The following is a 19,795-nucleotide window of genomic DNA, read 5'->3' on the forward strand; positions in this document are numbered from 1 at the left end:
GGGAAGTCTTTTTTCATGTCTAATTTTGATGTCACCTGCTTCTCATCTTAAGAATCCTGCATTGCAGGATTCTTACCGCATTTTTAATCAGGATTGCGAACTTGTTTCGCAATTACCTATCGAACAGTAACCACAAATCCCCTCGTTACCAGATGATCCGGTAACAAGGGGATATGTTTCATTCTGACAATTTCTATCTCTGATACGATCTGTTTCTGACATACCCATCCATAATACTTATTACAACTGTTCTTTTGTCATCTGCTCAATAAATTCTGCCGCATCATCCGGTGCATCGTCGATCGAACCATCTCCGACATCTACAACTTTCACTTCTTTACGGTATAAGATATCATACATCACAGGTACTACAAACATCGTCATAAAGGTTGCATAGAATAGTCCTCCCGCAACGACGACTGCCATACCATGTCCTAGCTCACTTGCCGTATCCTGACTAAAGATCATTGCAAGCATTGCTAAGATCGTTGTAAATGCAGTCATTAAAATCGGGCGCATACGTGTTTTTCCGGTTGCAGCTAATGCATCCCGCCTTTCCATGCCACCAATCCGAAGCTGGTTTGTGTAATCTACGAATACGATACCATTGTTGACAACAGTTCCCATCAATACTAAAAATCCCATCAACGTGATCAGTGACAACTGTTCTCCGGTCATAAGCATTGCCAAAAGTCCTCCGGTAAATGCCAGTGGGATCGTAAAGATAACGATAAATGGCGATAACAGGCTCTGGAACTGTGCTACCATAACTAAATAGATCAATAGGAAACCTAACAGCAGAAGTTTGATCATCTGCACTAACATATCAGATGTATTCGAAGTTTCGCCGCCAAATTCGATGCCATACCCTTCCGGCAGTTCATAGTCTGCCAACTGTTTTTCCACTTCTTTGGATAACAACGTTGTATTATAGCCGTCCATGGTATCTGCGGTCACACTGATCTTACGTTCCCCATTCTCACGGGCAATCGATGCCATACTGCTGCCATATTCTAAAGTTGCAAACTCACTTAACTTATGTGTTTCTGTTACATCTTTTCCATCATCATCTTTTGTCTGGGTTTCAAATTCCATATCCAAAAGATTTTCTTTGGTCAAAGGATTCGTTTCATTGACGATCTTCACGTCCATATCGGTATCATCCACCGTCAGTGTCACCGCTGTCTTATCCGTTGTCAGACGGTCGGATATCTCACTATAGATCTGCGCTCCGGTCAATCCTAAACGCATCGATGCATCTTTATCGATATTCAGATGGATTTCCTCATCTGCTTCTTCCTGTCCATTGCTGATATTTGAAAATCCATCTACCTTTCCTACGATCTCCATAATGTCTTCACTGACATTCTTTAACGTCTGAAGATCAGAACCACTGATATCCACCTGTAATCCGCTGCCAAGCATCTGATCCATTTCACCCATCATGGAATTGCTGACTTCCACATCACAATCAATCTCTTTGGTATCTGCTTCGATCGTATGACAGATATCCTCAACCTGTTTTTTGCTGCTATGATCCTCTTTCGGAAGTACATAAAAAGCAAAACTTCCATAATCATCCTGTGTATCGACACCCATTCCACCGACAAGACCTGCGGAACTGCCTGCATCCATTGCGCCGATGTAACCTACGGCATCTATTTTTGCGATCGCTGTCATAACCTCATCTGCTTTTTCAAATGCAGTATCCTTATCATCTTCTTCCGGCATAGTGACTGTTACGGAAATCTGGCTGCTGCCCATGTCCGGAATCAGGACAATACCCATATTGAGAACTGCCACAATACAAGTTGCAAGCAGTCCAACAGATATTCCAAGCGGAACGACCTTAAACCGCAGACAAAACCGGAGTATGACAGCATATCCTTCCTGAATCTTGTCAAAAATACGATGCTGTTTCGGTTTTGCTTTTTTCAAAAGTGCTGAACCCATCGTAGGTACGACGGTCAACGCAACAATCAGTGATGCCGCTAAAGAAAATGTGATCGTCAAGGCAAATGGCAGCATCAGTTCCCTTACCATTCCTGTTGTAAATACCATCGGGAAAAATACACAGATGGTCGTAAGTGTTGATGCGATAATCGCACCTGCTACCTGTTTTCCCCCCTGTACTGCTGCTCGTGGTGCTTCTAATCCACGATAACGCAGACGATAGATATTTTCAATGACAACGATCGAGTTATCGACTAACATACCAACTGCTAAAGACAATCCTGAAAGGGACATCATATTGATCGAAAGACCTGTAAAATACATGATCACGATCGCCGTCAGCACACTAAATGGTATAGAAAATGCAACGACTAACGTCGGCCTGATATCCATCAGGAAAATGGCAAGGATCACGATCGCAAGGAGCGCTCCGATCACCATACTCGATACAATGCTTTTAATCAGCATACTGATATAATCTCCCTGATCGACAAGCGGTGTGATATCTAATCCCGGATATTTTTCCTCTAACTCAGATATTGCATTTTTACAAGCCTTTGATACGTCACTTGTTCCTACTGTACTGCCTTTAAAGACAGAAAGGATCACGCCCGGACTTCCATTGACTTTTGCATAGGAATCTCCCGCATTATCAATGACTGTAATATCTGCCACATCTTCTAATTGAATATCCCCGATATCATCGATCTTACAGAGTACCATACTCTTGATCTGATCGGCAGATTCATAATTCTCACCGACTTTTAAAAGCCACTGATCATCTTTTCCATCATCAATATAGCCTGCCGGCATGGAAAAATTCTGTGCATAGATCATGCCTGATAATGCATCAAGTGTCAGCATCTGATCGATATTTGCATTTTTTCTTGCTTCTTCTACAGAATCCTGATATGTCTTATTTGCATCTTCTAATTCTTTCTGTGCGTCTTCCATTGCCGTTTTTGCGGCTGCAATCTGTGCTTTTCCAGATCCAAAACCAACAGCAGCAGAGATTTTTCCTTCTTCTGCCTGTTTATACGCATCGTCCACAGTACTCATCTTGCTTTCAACCTGTTTTAGCACTTCCTGTGCAGTTTTGATCTCGATCTCAAGATTTGCTACTTCGGTATCGATCTGCGGGATTCTGACATTGACAATATCATAAATCTGCTGCAGCGTCTTTTTATCTAAGTCTTTGATCTGCTTTTGCATATCTTCATCGATTTCTGCACCCGGCATGGAAGAAAGTGTACTGACCGCTGATTTAAAATATTTTAACTTTTCAGGCGAATCTATCGCATCCTTGATATCGATCGGCATCTGTGCGGCATCCAACGGACTGTTTTCCCCAAGCTGTGCCTGCATACCAGATACTGCTGCCTGCATCTTTACAAACATTTCGTTTAAACTGCTATAAGTATCTTCGATCTTCTTCTCTTTATAGACTTTCTTTTCGCCCTCTAAGGCTTTTTTACTTGCTTCAAGGCTCGTAAGCTGTGATTCATAAGCACTTCTGGACGCAACTGCCTGATTTAACTGCAAAGTTGCTTCTGCAAGCTGTGATGTCGTATCATTCTGCTGGTCTGTCAGTTCCGACTCCTGTGTATTGATCTTACTTTTTGCTTCGGAGAGTGAATTTTCGGCATCGGATAGTTCCGCCTTTGCATCTGCTAATTTGTCATTGGTCAGTAACAGGATCTGCTCATTGATCTTGTCGATCTTCTCCTGATTTAAACGCACTTCAATGCTTTTTTCGACCATTCCGATATCTGATACGCTTGCAACACCTGACTGACGTTCAAAATATGGGATCACAACATCTTTTGCAAAATCGGATACTTCATAAATATCTTTGCCTTCATAGCTGACACTTGCATACATGGTTGCCATCATATCCATGCTGATCTCCATGATATTTGGTGTTCCACAAGTGTCCGGCAATGCCGCCTCCAGCTGGTTTACCGCAGAAGACACTTTGACCATGGCTGAATCCATGCTCGTATCTTCGGCAAACTCTAACATGACCATGCTGTAATTTTCTGCACTGGTACTGGTTACATTTTCCACACCATTGATCGTTCCTAAAGAACTCTCTAACGGTTTTGTTACATTTTCTTCTACCTTTTCCGGACTTGCGCCTGGATACGTTGTAATGACGATCATATAAGGCATACTCATATCCGGAAGAAGGTCTGTCTTCATTCCTGATAACGATACCAGACCGATCACTAATACGATAATGACGGCAACTAAAACGGTAAATGGTTTTTTGACACTGTACTTTATCATTTTTCCTCCAACTATACTAAAATGAGCCACACGGTCATATCGATCGTATGGCTTTATTCACCTGACACCTGTGCTGAGCACTCTATGATACATGAAATTCCTGCATGGTTGCCTGCAGATTATTGACGCTCTCTAATACTCCCTTTGTTTCCTGAGTCATATTTTCACTGATAGAATACATACTGTCATTTGTATCCTGCATACGTTCTTTGATATTGCCGGATTCTTCTTTTGTCTGACGTATCACACCGATAAACTGTTCTTCTAATTCCCGGATCAAATAACGGATCTCTTCTGTTTCATCTTTCTGCTTCTGGCAATTCCGGCTTCCAATGACATTAACTTTAATAAATTTCTTCATGGTTTCCATTGGCAGCAGGCTTTTCCTTACGCTGTAAATTGTCAATACTGCAACTACGAACAGTAACACGATCCCCAACAGGATCACCAGAAAAATATTTTTCATGATCTGTTTTGTGACCACAGATTTATCCTCTGTAACCCCAAACACCCATCCGGTAGATGCAATTTCTGCTGTACTTACAAACCGGATTTTTCCATCATAATCCTTGATCTCGGAGGTATTGCTGATATCTACACCTAAGGCATCTGCGTTATGACGCTTACTAATTCACAGATAATTAGTGCGGTTAATAAATAAAGTATTGTTTGTACAGTTATCTTTCCTTTGATGGTTCTCTTCATCTGCTCTCTCCCACTACTAATTGATATGTTCTTAGAAATCCGGCCGAAATAATTCACATTAAGTAACTATTCAGTATAATCCAATAATTATACAACGCAATTTTATCACAGTCCACTTTCCATGACAAGCAGTTTTATGCTTCATCTGAAACCAAAACCGCATTTTCATTACTGTTCACTCCGTGACTAGTAACTCGTGATTTTTGCATGAAAGTTCGCTTTGCGAAGCAAAAATCACCACCTGAATCACTTTCTTACGCAGCAAGACAGTAAATGTCTGGCTGCTGTGTGAACAATACCGCATTTTCATCCGTACCTGCAGACTGGATACTTTCATCTGTAAGTTCGGTATCCGTTGTATATCTATTCACAGTCGTATAAGATTCGGGTGCTCCCAGACTTTGTCCGGGAGCATCCATACTGTTTTCTTTTGACGCAATGGTAATCGATATTGCATTACCGTCTTCATCTAATTCTATTGTAACCATCGTTCCTTTACCCAGATCAGAAAGTGAGATCGTATTACCATTTTCATCTGTGATAACGGCTGTAGTACTGACTGTGATCGTCTTAGATTCACCGCCCGGCATTCCGCCACCATTGTTATCCGGTGCTCCGCCGCTTGGCTTATCTCCGGTTCCATTCGCATCCGGGACTTCGCCGCCTGGCTTATTACTGTTATCACTGGCATCTGAAGCATCACTGTTTGACTGAGCACCGTTGCTATTATTATCTGCAGCTTCGCCAGTTGATGAATCATTTCCAGCATTATCCGGGGCTCCACCATCCGGTCTGCCTCCTCCATTTGGATTCATCACAGATAAGGTGATCATATTATCCTCAATACTTTCGATCATACCGGTTACGGTAGAATCTGATTTTTCATCGACTTTACCGCTTTCTGTATCGCTGACAGCTACTGTATTTTCTGTCGCTGTATTTGTAAAAGATACATTTCCACATCCTGTCATTAAGACACATCCTGCAAATAATATACATACAAATCTGTTCATTCTTTTCATATTTTTATTCAACCCTTTCTTACATTGAAAATTGTTTTCTTTGTTTTGTTTAGTTGAAGTATATAAATTGAATGTGATGGTTTTTTGTTGGATATGTGACAAATTTGTTTAGATTGATGCTATTTTAATAATAGTATCAATACTCTGTGGTCTTCTTTTCTTTCAAATACCACTTCATATATTCTGAAAAGTTCTTAATGACTCAATAAAGACTTTACACCTTAGATTTTTATTTTATATAGTTACCAGAATTTAATCTTCGATACTATTCTGTGTATCCTCGATCAATTCATTGAGAATTTTTTGTGCATTTTCATTATCGTTACTTTCAAGTGCTTTTTGTAATGCTTTTAACTGCCGCATTAAATTTCTTAGATATGCTTTAAATACTGCCATTTGTTCGTCTTTACTCACTTGCTACCACCTTCTTTCGTTAGCGATATTATATCATAGTGTAAGTCCTCTATTCAATTATCAATATGCTGTTATCGTAATGGATTTTATCTGTCAGAATTGACAACTATTAAATATAGAACTTATTGAATTTATAAACTATATTGGATTTATTGATATTTCATTTGATCTTTATATAATGCCATTTTTTCCTATAGACAAATATACACTATTAGGAAAAAACAGGCAATATATAATAATTTCTTACGATTTATCTTCTATCAAAAGAGCACGTACCCTGTCACAGATACATACTCTTCAACAGATGAATCCCTGTTTCAGTACGGAAAATATTCACACAAGCATTTTCAAGCACATCTTTTGCATAATTACTTTCACCAGCATTCACTAAAAAATCAGCTTCTAATAAAATCCGGTAATCCATACCCTCCACATTGGTATAGGTATGATGATGTTCCACCAGCCATTTAATACGGTCAACATTCAGTGTTCCTACCGTCAGATCCGCAAAAAATGCTTCAACCAGTGGTCCACTTTCTTCTTCCTGATGCTTTCCATTTGTGTTTCCATATTTTTTCCGGCATAACGGACAGGCAATATCATGGACAACGGCTGCATACTCTAAAATTTCCTGTGTCTGATCGTCGAGTCCTTCTTCTTCACCAATGGTCTTTGCCAATGCCCATACCTTCATAAAATGGTCTATGTCATGGACATTTCCTTCATAAAAATCGATCATTTTTTTTATCGCTGTTGTCACTTGCATCTGTATCCTCCTCTTAAAGTGTAATTCCATTCTTTGGAACGAACAAACCATTCATATCTGTATGTTCCAGCTTTAATAGTGCTATTTTTTTATCTAATCCTCCTGCATATCCTGTCAGACTGCCATTTGTCCCTACCATGCGGTGACAGGGAATGATAATGGAAATCTCGTTATGCCCTACTGCACCACCTACTGCCTGTGCAGACATATGGTCAACCTTTTGTATCTGTGCTAATTTTTTTGCAATCTCTCCATAGGTCATCGTCTGTCCATAAGGTATCTGTAATAAAATCTTCCACACAGCCTGTCTGAATGGTGATCCAGTCAGATGAAGTGCCGGTGTAAATTTGGGTTCTTCACCGGCAAAGTACATATCCAGCCAGCTTTTTGCTTCTGTCAGAATGGGAATTTCCTGCGAAACAGTTTCATCTGGAAGTGTATTTGCAAAATATTTTTGTCCTTCAAACCACAGACCTGTAAGTCCGATCTCATCAGCCGCCAGCAAAATATTTCCCAAAGCTGACTGATATGTACAAGTATATACCATTTTTCCATCCTTCTTTCTACTTCATGCGATGCTACATGATTATTATACCTCATTTTATTGTTTTTTTATAAATTTATATTCTGATAACATTCTATCATTTTTGAATAAAAATATTGTCAAAACGAATCGTCATTATGATAACATAAAAACCATTAAGAAAAATCATTATTTTAAGAACTCATATTCAAACAATGTAGGTACGATTTCACAATTATAGTATTCTTTCACCTTTTGCTTTAATGTCTTTAAAACACCATTCAGTTCAGGATAATCCGGTTTACTTTTTCCTGTTTCTTCATCAGCAGTAAAGGTATTAAGTTCTACAAAAATCTGATATGTTCCATATGTTAATTTATCATTATAATTATTAGTTTTCTTTGCCCATTTTAATATTGTTTTCCATATATCTAAAAGTTCTTTTTCTTTAACGGTAACCGTCAGTTTTTTTAAATCTTTGCTTGCTAATGTTTCGCCATTTGTCGTGTCAAGACATATCTCATTTCTGTAAAATCGATTATCAGTTCCATAAAAACTTCTCATATGATTTTGCATCTCTAAGCAAGTAAACAAAAGACACTTCAATAAAAACTGACTTAATTTTTCACTTTTTACATCTACAAAAAATCTATTGGCACCATCTGCTGATTTCATAATTCTTGATCTTTCTGTCCACTCTCTGTTATATGTAATATATCTACTTGCACAAAACATATTTAATTTGAATTCAAGCAGATTTCCATTGACAATACCATCAGTATTATTGCGAAAAATTTCGTCGTAGGTTAATACAGGATTGATAACCTTCAAATATTGTTCGTAAAACTCTATCTGTCCCTCAAATTCAACAGTGTATTTTTTTATCATTATCTCTACCTCTAAATTTTATGACTTTTCTGATTTATTACCCAAATATACGATTTTCTTTAAACAACAAAATCGATATTATGTTGTAAATATAAGAATACTAAAAATGAAAACAACCCGTTTATACTTGCAAGTACTGAATTAACACTTCGTACAGCATAGTTTTCTTTCAAATGATTTTTATATGCGATGACAGTTTCTTTTGTAATTGATTCACCATTTACAAAATTTGCAAAAGCAGAAACATCATGAATATATTTCTGAACGGTTGCCGAACTTTTCTCCTGTAAAATTAAATATTTTTTGAAATCATCAAGAATATCTGCACTTAAAACTCGTTCTTTCATCCTGTTTACCTCCTACATAAATACTGAAATTATTGTACCCAAAAAATATAAATTCAAAAAATATTAGATAAAAGTAACTGATCGGTATGATAAATAAAGTAGCACCTCAAAATAAATAACCTGAAAAACCGCATAAAAAAAGTGCAATCTCATTTCTAAGATTACACCTTTTTCCATATAATACTGTCTAATGAACCAACCTCAAAATCAACTGTCTATTTTATATGCTAAATCAATATTTCCAAAGCATCTGACTTACAACATTCTCTCCTATCTCCGTTTCCGCTCCCCGATCATAAATACTGCCATCAGGATCACAAACATCAATGCGATCACAAAGATACCTTTTCTCGTTCCAAGCAGTAAAGCCGCACCAAAGATCAGTGAACCACCGGCTGATGTAATACTTTCAACCGTACTGTTTACCCCCAATGCCTTACTCTGTCCGACATGTTTTACTTCATCAAGGGATGAGAAGTATACGGACTGTGCGGATAGCCCAAAGCTGTCTGCGATCGCAAATAATACAACGACAACATAGCAGCTCCAGATCGTCGGGTTAATGACAAGGTAGAACAGTGCTGCTCCATAGATAAAGGACGCAAGTACCATTGCTTTTTTGACACCTAACTTCTCTGTGATCGGCTCTGCCATGGAAGAACCGATATAAATGGAGATCAGACCGCTTAATAAGAACGCCATGGAGATATGCGTTGCGGAAAGTCCGTTGAGTTCTGCTTCGATCGGGAAGAAATATTCCAAAAATGCGGTGCAGACTAAATACGGTACAGTAATACACAGGAAAAACCGGACAACGGACGGTGTAAACAGGTCTTTTAATTTGCCGCCTTCTCCATCATCGGTTTCTTCCGGTACGACATCGATCTTACCGATCATCCACAACGAGAATAAAATGATCACAACAGCTCCGGCTGCTGCCACAAAGTAAACGGCTGCTACTCCGAAATTTTCCCAGATTAAAGAACCGATAACTGTACCACAGTTTAAACCTGCTAAATAAGCTGCATTGATATGGATAAATCCTTTATTCTGCATCGATTCTTCTTCGTAACTTGCTGCCCATGTATTCAGTCCGATCGTTAAGAATCCGCTTCCGATACCACATACTGAGTTTGCCACGATCAACATCCACAGATTTGGTGAAAATGCCGATAATAAATTTCCTGCAATATATGCTCCTGCACCTAAGATGCAGACTGCCTTTACCCCTGCTTTCTGGACAAAATAACCACAGAGGAAAGCTGCGATGGCTGCAAATACCATTTCTGCAGATAATGGGAGTGCCGCTGCCACTTCTGCCTGCATCGGAAAGCTGTCATTCCATAATTTCATACCATAGATTGGCAGAAAAGCGGTTGACATGTTTGCGATCATAAAAAACAAAAAGGAGATCGGACGTATCAGATCCGGCAGACAGATGCCGCCCTTTTTTTTACTCTCTTTTTTTAATAAAAATGCATGTCCGGTATGCATCAGCTCCGTAAACAGTAACATTACGATGATAACTGCCATAACAGCAAGCATCAGTACCTTTGTATACAGAGATTTTGTTTCTGTCTGGAAAGTTCCATAGTCCATGCCTGCCTCAATAAAGGCGATCGCATTATGCTCATTATCGTAAACCGGCACCAGGGCATACATATACGTTCCTTCGGATAATGCAAATTCATAGCAGACATCGTAATCATCCTCTGCCGCAATCCTTTCTTCGATCGAACCTGCATATTTTCCCGCCATCGGGTACATTGCCCCATGTACCATATCATCCCTGTAAGCCTCACATACCACGTCATTTTTTACTTTATAAATAACGCAGTACATTTCTCCTGATGCATTCACTTTACTTTGTAAGATATCTTCTACTTTCTTATCGAGTATCTGATAATCACCTGAATAATAATCATCCGGTGAATCTAACTCTGCAAGGAAATCCTTATCAATGTGCTCTCCAATCAGATATCCTACATTTGCCAGTTTTTCACCTGCTTCTTTTACAAAACGGCTGTTACAGTTTTCAAAGATCACATATGATACACCTAAGGTAATGACAAGTGCGGTCAGAACCAGGATCAACTGCATTTTCGTATTTTCTTCCGTCTTCATCTGCTTTAACATTCTGACTATCTTCACGCAGACATACACTGCGACTATCACAAGCAACAGGATCGACAGATAGACAAAAATAATGATCAGCCTGTTTTGCATCGATACCCCGATGGCATCTGAAGATGAATAGACTTCTCCATCTTCGGATACGATCGCTAATCTGTAATAATAGATTTCCTCATCTGCCTCTTCATCATAGACATATTCCGAAGAAAGCACCGACACTTTTCCATTGCTGACATTTAAGCCTGTATAAAGCGGTGTTTCTGCAAAGTTATCTGACTTTAAAGTAGAAAATTCATTCCGTTTTACAACTGTAGACACTGTCTTTTTATCAGGGAACAGACGATATACTTCACGCTGTCCCACATCACACAGATACAGACTGCCGTCTTCTCCATAAGCAAGTTCTTTCACCATACTGAAATAATCTTCGGTATCATGTTCCCTTGCCGCATAAATACAGGAAATGACTCCGCCTTCATTGACATATACATCCCCATTTTTCATGGCTGCTGCAATTTCCATATCATCACTGACTGCTGTATCTGATACCCGGTCATATGCATTCATAAATGGCATAACCGCACATTCTTTTGCTTCAAAACCTGCAAGAGAATAGACATGGATACCTTCATTATCTACTTTTGTAAAACAGACTGTTCCATGAATGATCTCTAGTGAATCTAAGAAAGATACCTGTTCTCCATCTTCATTCAGCGTATCTGTTTCATATAAGACTGCTTCACGCTTGCCGTCTTCTGAAAATTTCAAAATACGTTCACTATAAGTTGTTGAACCATCTTCTTCATATAATTTATCTAAGATATAGATCGAACCATCTTTATCACTGACAATCGCATCTGCATAGGAAAACGAAGTTTCCTCCATACCTCCGTCGATTGTATTTACCAGGCGGTTTTTCTGATCCGTGACCGATATTTTTTCTGATGAATCGGATATGTAATACTGATACTCTGTTCCCGTATATACCTGTACCGGATTGTATAATACCTCCTCTTTCTCGATCGGATTTTTTCCGATCACATCAAGATTTAAACTGATCCCGGCCGTCAGTAAAACGATCAGTGTGATCAGGAAAAATACCTGATTTTTTTTCCACCATTCTTTTCTGTTCTTCATCTTCTTAACTCTCCTTGCTATCTCACTATATCAGACTTCTACCATAATGAAATATTTCTTCTTCTGCTCACATGGATGCAGGCTTCTCTTATCCTCCCGAAGTCCGGGCAGGCCCATATCCTCTCCTAAATTTATATATGTGATATCAGTATCTGTCAATGCCATTTCCCGATTTAAATAGTAGGTCAACCCGCGAACCCTTTGTCTGTTCTTCTGGAAAAAATAACATACGGTATCCGCATTGATCCGTTCACTGATTGCAAATGACAGTGGTATACCGTCTGCATACGCAACTGCGATCTTATGATAATTGGCATTATAGATATCGAAAAAACGGAAACATGCTTGTTTTTCACAGCCGTAATAACAGTTTTCACAGCTATGGGAAGTACACCAGTCTTCAAATATACTCTCGCAGTCACGTCTGATCTGCGCATTACTGCCATCATACATACAGACACTTAGATTTTCATATTGTCTGTGAAGATTATTCAGATCTCCTCTTTTCCGCTTATTCTCTTTTCCTTCTAAGGATAAAAATGCTTCTGTTTCATAAATATAATCACTGTCTTCTTCTTTTGATATACTCTGCATCTTCATTCCTGCTGCCTGCACAGCTTTTTCATACACAGGCAGATCTTTCTCTGCCACATATTCAAAATATAACGGAAGTCCGGCTTTATGAAACATCTGATATAAAGTTTCTATCACATCACTGATATCTTCCTCCTTTTTTCTTAATAAGATACAGGACAGACGGTTATCCACACCTTTTTCAAGGACTACCAGATGCCCTTTGATCATACGGTATGCATAATGAAACTGCCCCTGCCATACATAGAGCAGGGAAAAAGAAGTATCTCCCACAACATTTGTATCATGGTATGGTGCAAAGACTTCCGCTGTTTCTACGCTAATCCTTTCAAATGCAGAAAATACCTGCTTTTCTTCTTCTGTTAAAGTATATATACCTCTCATAATCCCTCCAAATTATACCAACTGTCGTTCCGCCATCTTAGCGAATTTTCCATCTAGCTGCATGAGTTCCTCATATGTACCCGATTCTACGATTTTACCCTGATGCATATATATGATCCTTGAACAGTTACGGATCGTGGAAAGCCGGTGTGCGATCACAATCCTTGTACAGGTCATATTCTCTAATGTCTTTACTACAAGTTCCTGCGTGATATTATCCAGTGCCGATGTTGCCTCATCAAACATGATAAGGTCAGGATCACCGGCAAGTGCCCTTGCGATCAGAAGCCTTTGCTTCTGACCACCGGAGAGTCCGCCTCCCCCTTCGGAAAGCATCGTAAACATTCCCATCGGCATCTGCTTGATATCCTCCGCAAAACCGGAACGTTCAGCTGCCTCCCATGCCTCATCTACTGACAGCCATGGGGCACAGATCACGATATTCGAGTAAATATCACCGGAAAATAATTTTCCATTCTGCGGTACGACTCCGATCCTTCTTCTCAATGTCCGAAGGTCAAGTCCGTTCATATCCTGCATATCATAGTAAACAGAACCCGATTCCGGTTTTTCAAATCCTAATAAGATCCTCATTAATGTCGATTTTCCACAGCCGGAAGAACCGACGATCCCGATATAATCTCCCGGTTCAATATGCAGATTTAACCCATTTAACACATATGGCAGATTCTTCTGATAACGGAATTTGACCTGATTGACATCAATATCACCCGTAAGAGAGGTTACCTGATTTCTGTAACCGTCATTTTCCGGTTCGGCTTCTAAGATCGGTTTTAACATCTCAAGTGCCGGTTTTAAAGCCGCAAGCTGTGCCGAGATTGAGAGCATTGCCATGACGGCTGCTGTGATCAGTCCGAATGCCGTATGGAATGCAATATAATCAGATGCACTCATCTCTGCTAAAAATGCTGTCCGGTAAAGTAAGATCGTACCACCAAATGTCATTGCTGCATTGAGTGCCTCTGAACACAGTAAAAGTCCGTTTGGTATCTGCTTTTTCTCACTGTAGACTTTTGCCCATTTTTCAAATGCCCTTGTTTCTGCTCCCGCTGCTTTGATCTTCGTAATACCGCCTAAAAGTTCAAATACCATACCGGATAACCGGCTCTCTACGTGGTTATTGTGTGCAGTCTGCTTCATCTGTAGATAAGTAACTGCTAAATTGACTGCCACAATGCATAATACGATCACAAGTGACGGGCCTAAGAGCGTCGGTGAAATACTTCTGATCTCAAACAGATAGACCACAGAAAAAATGGTACTAAGCAGTGTCGGTACCAACTGTCCGCCTAAGATGGCACAGATCGTATTGACGGCTCCTGCACGATCAGAAAGTTCACCGGAACTGTAATCTTCAAAGAAACGTACCGGAAGGGATAAGACTCTTGACCAGATACCGCTGACCGTCAAAAGTTCCATTTTATTACCGATACGCATTACCCACATAGCTCTGGCAAGCTGACAAAATGCCTGCATAAATACAGTTCCCACGATCAGCACACCGATCCCGAAAAGTTCCTTTGACGTACCGGAAGGCACAACGGAATGAAATATGAACTGATTCAATTTTGGCATGATCAGTCCTAACAATCCTGCAAGCAGACTGATCGATAACAGCCAGATGACATCTGACGACTGAAAGCTCTTACATAAAAAATGGATAAAATCTTTTGTTGTCATGCCTGTATTTGGCATCGGCTGATAGAAACAGTAACAGGCATTTAAAAACTGCCCTGCGTTATTCTGCGTAACTGCGATCGTCTTCCCGTCTGCATGATACTGATAACCACCACCGCCTGCCGGCAGTAAAGCAACGGCATTGCCATGGATATCACTGCATAAAAGCGGTGTCACACCATCTTTCCACCAGTTTTTTGTCAATACCACTTTTCTTCTTAAGATTCCGCTCTCACTCATCATAAACTGCATCAATGATTCTGCATCCTGCATTCCTGATGGAAATTCCACATTCGAAATACCAAAGAACAGACAGATATCAGACAGTTCTGACGCAGTACGTTCCATGAAACCGTCATTTTGACCGATCGACTCTTTTTTCGTCTGCAATGGCTCATAGATACGCCTCGATACTTTGTCTAAGATCCTTGCATCATTTGCTTTCTTTTCCTGAATTTGTTTTGAAAATGTATTCATCGGAGATCTCCCCTTACTCACTCTGCACTAACTGTGCATATCTGCCATTTTTCTCCATTAGTTCCCTGTGGGTGCCGCTTTCTACTGCCCTGCCCTTTTCTAATACGATGATCTTATCTGCATCACGGATCGTCGATAATCGGTGTGCAATCACAAAACAGGTCATTTTTCTGCGTTTTACGGCATCCATTACCATTTTTTCTGTATTTGGATCTAATGCAGAAGTTGCTTCATCTAAAATAATGACCGAAGGGTTCATGGCAAATGCCCTGGCGATCTCAAGTCTTTGCACCTGTCCACCGGAAAAATTGCTTCCGCCTTCTGTTACAAGACTGTCATAGCCTTCCGGCAGTTTCATAATATCATTATGGATGCAGGCATCTTTACAGGCTGCGATCATGGCATCTTCTGATATGGTCGGATCCCACATCGTGATATTATCCTTTAAGGTTCCGGTAAACAGTGATATATTCTGGTCTACGACTGCAACGGAACTCGTAAATACATAGCGGTCGATCTCATGGATCTGCTTTCCATCAAATAAGATCTCTCCGCTTCTTGGTGCATACAGACCGGAAATTACTTTTGCAAGCGTTGATTTTCCGCTTCCGCTGCCGCCGGACAGTGCGATCATATCCCCTTTATTGACACTTAACTGAAAATCCTCGATCAATGCCGGTGCAAGTGTACTGTAACCAAAGGAAAGATCTTTGATCTCCACATGACCGGACAGTTTTTCATAATGTCCTTCTTCTTCACTATCAAGCCGTTCTGAAACATCTGCCGGATAATTCATCACATCTTCGATCCGTTCAATATTTCCTTCTGCTTCTTCGATTGCCTGTATTGATGATACAAATGAACCGACCGGTGTTAAAAACAGATTCATAAAACTCTGAAATGCCATCAAAGAACCAATCGTTAATTCACCATTAAATATGTAAAAGACTCCCATCATCAGAATAGCTCCGCTGCAGAGTCCTAAAATGACCTGCGGTAAGATAGCAAGAAATAGATTCCGCTGTTTCAATGCGGTCTGTGCATTGTGATATTTTGTCTGATATCCTGTGATCTTTTCAAAGAAACCAAACTCTGCCCCGCCTGCCTTGATCGTTTCGATCATTGACACTGCAGCTGTTTCCATACCGGCTGCTTTTCCTTCATCACGCTTGATAGAACGTGCAGCATTCGCATTCTGTTTTGCAACTGCACGCATCACAAGAAGGTTGATGCCAGCCGCTGCGGCTCCGACGAGCGCCATCGGTGCATGAAAACAGAGCATGACGATAAAATATAATCCTGCCATAAACAGATTTAAGATCACCGGGGCGATCTTATGGCAGACCACCTGTGCCACTGCATGGTTGCTCTGCTGCCTTGCAGCGATATCTCCTGCAAAACGCTGGCTGAAAAATCCGACCGGAAGATGCAGCAGATGCCACATAAAGGTTGATGAAGACTGGATACTTAGCTTTGCCTGCATCTTTGCAAGCAGAATATCTCTTAGGATTTCCGCTAAAAGAACTGCTCCTAAGACGACGCACATGGCAAGGATCAGTTTTGGCATCCAGTCTGACAAATGGGCGATCAAAATCTGGTCTGTAAAGATCTTATAGAATACCGGCTTGACCGCTGATAATATCGAAATGACAAATCCAAGGATACAGACAAGTCCTACGATCTGCTTATTGCCTGCGAGCTGCCGTTTTAAAAAAGCACTTGTACTCTTAGGCTCTCCTTCCGGTACAAATTCTTCGGATGGAGAAAATTTTAATACAATTCCGGTAAAAGAACGGTCAAATTCGTCCATATCCACACAGACCGTTCCGCCTGCCGGATCATTTAATACTGCCTGATTTTTTTTAAATCCGCACAATACTAAAAAATGGTTAAAATTCCAATGAATGATCACCGGAAACTCTGTTTCCTGTTTGATCCTCTCTAATGTCATGCGGCTGCCTTTCGCTTCTAATCCGTAATGCTTTGCCGCTAAAATAATATATTTTGCCGAACTTCCGTCCCTAGACACATTACAGTCAGAACGCAGCTGCTCTAATGGTATGTATTTCTTATAATATGCTAAGATCATTCCAAGTGAGGCTGCTCCACACTCTAATGCTTCCATCTGTAGGATAACCGGCACTTTTTTCACATTTTTTTTCATGCCGCACCTCTCTATTCAAACAGCAATTCGATCGGACGGTATTCATCTGTAACGATAATGACATCACACTGCGTACCAAGCTCCACAGATAACTGTTTTCCCTTTTCATTTGACCAGAGATAATTATTTTTGGAATCGGAATCAAGATTTAACTTGACCCTTACTTCCACACAGGAAGTTTCCGGCAGGATATTTTCTACATAAGAAAGTGTTCCCATCTGTTCTAAGATATTTTCTTTTGCTGCCGGCATATCAGAAATCTGTGTCACAACTCCTGACATATACCCATATTCTTCCCTTGGTGCATAAGATGGAGAAACCTGCACCGGCATTCCGACTCTTAAATTCTGCGCTGTCTGTAACGATACATAGGCAATGACTTCATGATAACCACTGTCCGGCATGATCGTTGCGATGCCATCTCCACTCATCAGTGCATTTCCGGTCGCACACACACTCTGGATATATCCGGCTGCCGTACTCTTGATCACAGTAGCTGCAACATACGAATCCCTCAGATTCTGTAATTTTTCTGCTGCTTTTTCATATGCTTCGTCCTCTGTTTCCATCGCATCTAAGGCAATGCGGTCAGCTTCGATCTCCTGTAAGAGTTCATCATTTGATACTACTGCAATGATATCTCCTGTTTCTACATATTCTCCCCTGACTGCTAATACATCTGTCACGATGCAATTCCGTTCTGCTTTGATCTGCACCACATTATGATTGCTGAACACAACCCCTTCTGCATTGACACCATTTGATATATGATAAGTAAAACTCCACAGGATAAATGTAACTACTCCGACTAATAATGCCATACAGACGATCCAGACAGATGGACGGACAATTTTTACCTGCTTATCTAACTGCTCCGGAGTGGCTAAGGTATCTAGGGCACTTTTGCGAAATAATTCTGCCATAGCTGTTTCCTCCTTTTTATCTATTGCTGTACAAAACTTCCATGCTCATAGATCAGCACTTCATTTCCGTTTGGGATCAGGCATCCCCGTTCATCAAACTGTAATGTTCCGGAAATTCCGTCGTATCCTTTTGAATTCTTGATATTATCGATCAGTTCTCTTGAACTTTTAATTCCCGATGTCAGTTCTTCACCTAACAGATAAGTAATATCATATGACTGGATCGCCTTCTCTGACATTTCCATCCCATACTCTGTTTCAAACCGCTCCATAATTTTGGTATTATTCGGTTTCTCATCATTGATATACATTCCGACAATTGCTGTTCCATCTAAGTACTGTCCGTTTGCCCGGATATCTTCGTTGGTATCCATAACATAATCGCCGACGACCTGTATGTCAGAACCTTTTTCACGAAGCATACGCACAAGGTCACTGTTTAGAATATCATAATTACTGATACATACCACATCGATCCCTAAATCCAGCCAGCGGACATATGCCTGATTAAAATCATCCTGGGTATAAGGTCCGATCAGTGTATCTGCCAGTGTGGAACCATTTCCTTCTATCTTGGCCTGAAAACCTTTTAACTCATCTTCCTCATAAGTAGTATCAGAATGACAGAATGCCACCGTCTTGTATCCATGTTCCATCACATACTCTCCCATAATACTACCTGCTGCTTTTGCATTGATACAGTCCACTAACATATAACTGTAGGACTGGTCGATCGTATTTTCATAACAGCCGTTTGTCAGTATGAATGGCATTTCTGCCTCCTCAAAGATCTCGGCTGTCGCATCTATATAATCTAGCTCCTGTTTGACAAGTACCGCTGCTATATCTCCCTCAGCTACAATTTTTTTCGCACATTCAATTCCTTCATTGTAATCACTGTTATCATTAAAGATCACAGCTTCTATTTCAACACCTGTTTTTTCATAAAAATCTTTTGACGCCATCTCCATTGCTTCCATTGCGCCATTATCTGCTATATATTCTTCATCTCCGATGATCGCTATTTTAATCTTATCCCCCGTATTGAGAAAACCCGTACTTTCTTCTACTTTTCCGCAGGCAGCGAGTCCCCCGGCTAACAAAAGAACTGCTCCTATACATACTGCCTTTCTTATCTTCATATGGCTTTTCCTCCTGAATCCTATAACGCAAGAAAAACAGAGTATGCAATGCATACTCTATTTTCCTGCCATTTACTGTCTGAAATTAGATCTTTGATAATGTATCTTCAGAAATTTCGACAGTCTGCACTTTTTTCACATGGCGTAAGCCTGCGCCACCTACTACCTGATCTAAATCCTCTTCAGATAATACTTCTTCTTCAGGGATCTCTTTTTTGGTCTTTTCTTCCATTGTC

The 19,795-nt window shown here is 40.2% G+C and carries 15 protein-coding genes; all 15 read right to left on the bottom strand.

Going from position 1 to position 19,795, the window contains the following annotated elements; translation table 11 throughout:
* Window positions 1-240: 240 nt before the first annotated feature.
* Entirely contained in the window at window positions 241-4,242 is a 4,002-nt protein-coding gene (locus tag H8S17_RS14220) for an efflux RND transporter permease subunit (RefSeq protein ID WP_186867720.1), read from the bottom strand.
* A gap of 82 nt (window positions 4,243-4,324) precedes the next feature.
* Window positions 4,325-4,726, bottom strand: coding sequence for a hypothetical protein (locus H8S17_RS14225; RefSeq protein WP_186867721.1), 402 nt, complete (start codon window positions 4,724-4,726; stop codon window positions 4,325-4,327).
* A 475-nt stretch (window positions 4,727-5,201) separates the two neighbouring features.
* Window positions 5,202-5,918, bottom strand: a complete 717-nt coding sequence (locus H8S17_RS14230) for a hypothetical protein (protein WP_186867722.1) — start codon at window positions 5,916-5,918, stop codon at window positions 5,202-5,204.
* 303 nt (window positions 5,919-6,221) lie between these two features.
* Window positions 6,222-6,383 carry a hypothetical protein gene (locus H8S17_RS14235; RefSeq protein ID WP_178052100.1) on the bottom strand — a complete coding sequence of 54 codons (162 nt, stop codon included), beginning with the start codon at window positions 6,381-6,383 and terminating at the stop codon, window positions 6,222-6,224.
* A 280-nt stretch (window positions 6,384-6,663) separates the two neighbouring features.
* Window positions 6,664-7,149 carry an HD domain-containing protein gene (locus tag H8S17_RS14240; protein ID WP_186867723.1) on the bottom strand — a complete coding sequence of 162 codons (486 nt, stop codon included), beginning with the start codon at window positions 7,147-7,149 and terminating at the stop codon, window positions 6,664-6,666.
* 13 nt (window positions 7,150-7,162) lie between these two features.
* Window positions 7,163-7,696, bottom strand: coding sequence for a methylated-DNA--[protein]-cysteine S-methyltransferase (locus H8S17_RS14245; protein WP_178052098.1), 534 nt, complete (start codon window positions 7,694-7,696; stop codon window positions 7,163-7,165).
* A 165-nt stretch (window positions 7,697-7,861) separates the two neighbouring features.
* The gene (locus H8S17_RS14250; protein ID WP_186867724.1) at window positions 7,862-8,560 is read right to left on the bottom strand and encodes a hypothetical protein; all 699 of its coding nucleotides are present in this window, start codon (window positions 8,558-8,560) and stop codon (window positions 7,862-7,864) included.
* A gap of 59 nt (window positions 8,561-8,619) precedes the next feature.
* Window positions 8,620-8,907 carry a site-specific integrase gene (locus H8S17_RS14255; RefSeq protein WP_186867725.1) on the bottom strand — a complete coding sequence of 96 codons (288 nt, stop codon included), beginning with the start codon at window positions 8,905-8,907 and terminating at the stop codon, window positions 8,620-8,622.
* A 270-nt stretch (window positions 8,908-9,177) separates the two neighbouring features.
* The gene (locus tag H8S17_RS14260; protein ID WP_186867726.1) at window positions 9,178-12,177 is read right to left on the bottom strand and encodes an MFS transporter; all 3,000 of its coding nucleotides are present in this window, start codon (window positions 12,175-12,177) and stop codon (window positions 9,178-9,180) included.
* A 30-nt stretch (window positions 12,178-12,207) separates the two neighbouring features.
* Complete coding sequence (locus H8S17_RS14265) at window positions 12,208-13,155, bottom strand: phosphatidylglycerol lysyltransferase domain-containing protein (RefSeq protein ID WP_186867727.1); 948 nt, start codon at window positions 13,153-13,155, stop codon at window positions 12,208-12,210.
* A gap of 12 nt (window positions 13,156-13,167) precedes the next feature.
* Entirely contained in the window at window positions 13,168-15,330 is a 2,163-nt protein-coding gene (locus H8S17_RS14270; RefSeq protein ID WP_186867728.1) for an ATP-binding cassette domain-containing protein, read from the bottom strand.
* A 13-nt stretch (window positions 15,331-15,343) separates the two neighbouring features.
* Entirely contained in the window at window positions 15,344-17,494 is a 2,151-nt protein-coding gene (locus H8S17_RS14275) for an NHLP family bacteriocin export ABC transporter peptidase/permease/ATPase subunit (protein ID WP_186867729.1), read from the bottom strand.
* Between the two features lie 11 nt (window positions 17,495-17,505).
* Window positions 17,506-18,417 carry an HlyD family efflux transporter periplasmic adaptor subunit gene (locus H8S17_RS14280; protein WP_178052092.1) on the bottom strand — a complete coding sequence of 304 codons (912 nt, stop codon included), beginning with the start codon at window positions 18,415-18,417 and terminating at the stop codon, window positions 17,506-17,508.
* A gap of 20 nt (window positions 18,418-18,437) precedes the next feature.
* Window positions 18,438-19,559, bottom strand: coding sequence for an ABC transporter substrate-binding protein (locus H8S17_RS14285; protein WP_186867730.1), 1,122 nt, complete (start codon window positions 19,557-19,559; stop codon window positions 18,438-18,440).
* 85 nt (window positions 19,560-19,644) lie between these two features.
* Window positions 19,645-19,791, bottom strand: coding sequence for a hypothetical protein (locus H8S17_RS14290; RefSeq protein ID WP_178052090.1), 147 nt, complete (start codon window positions 19,789-19,791; stop codon window positions 19,645-19,647).
* Window positions 19,792-19,795 lie beyond the last annotated feature (4 nt).

The sequence above is a fragment of the Roseburia zhanii genome (assembly GCF_014287635.1).
Lineage (GTDB): Bacteria > Bacillota > Clostridia > Lachnospirales > Lachnospiraceae > Roseburia_B > Roseburia_B zhanii.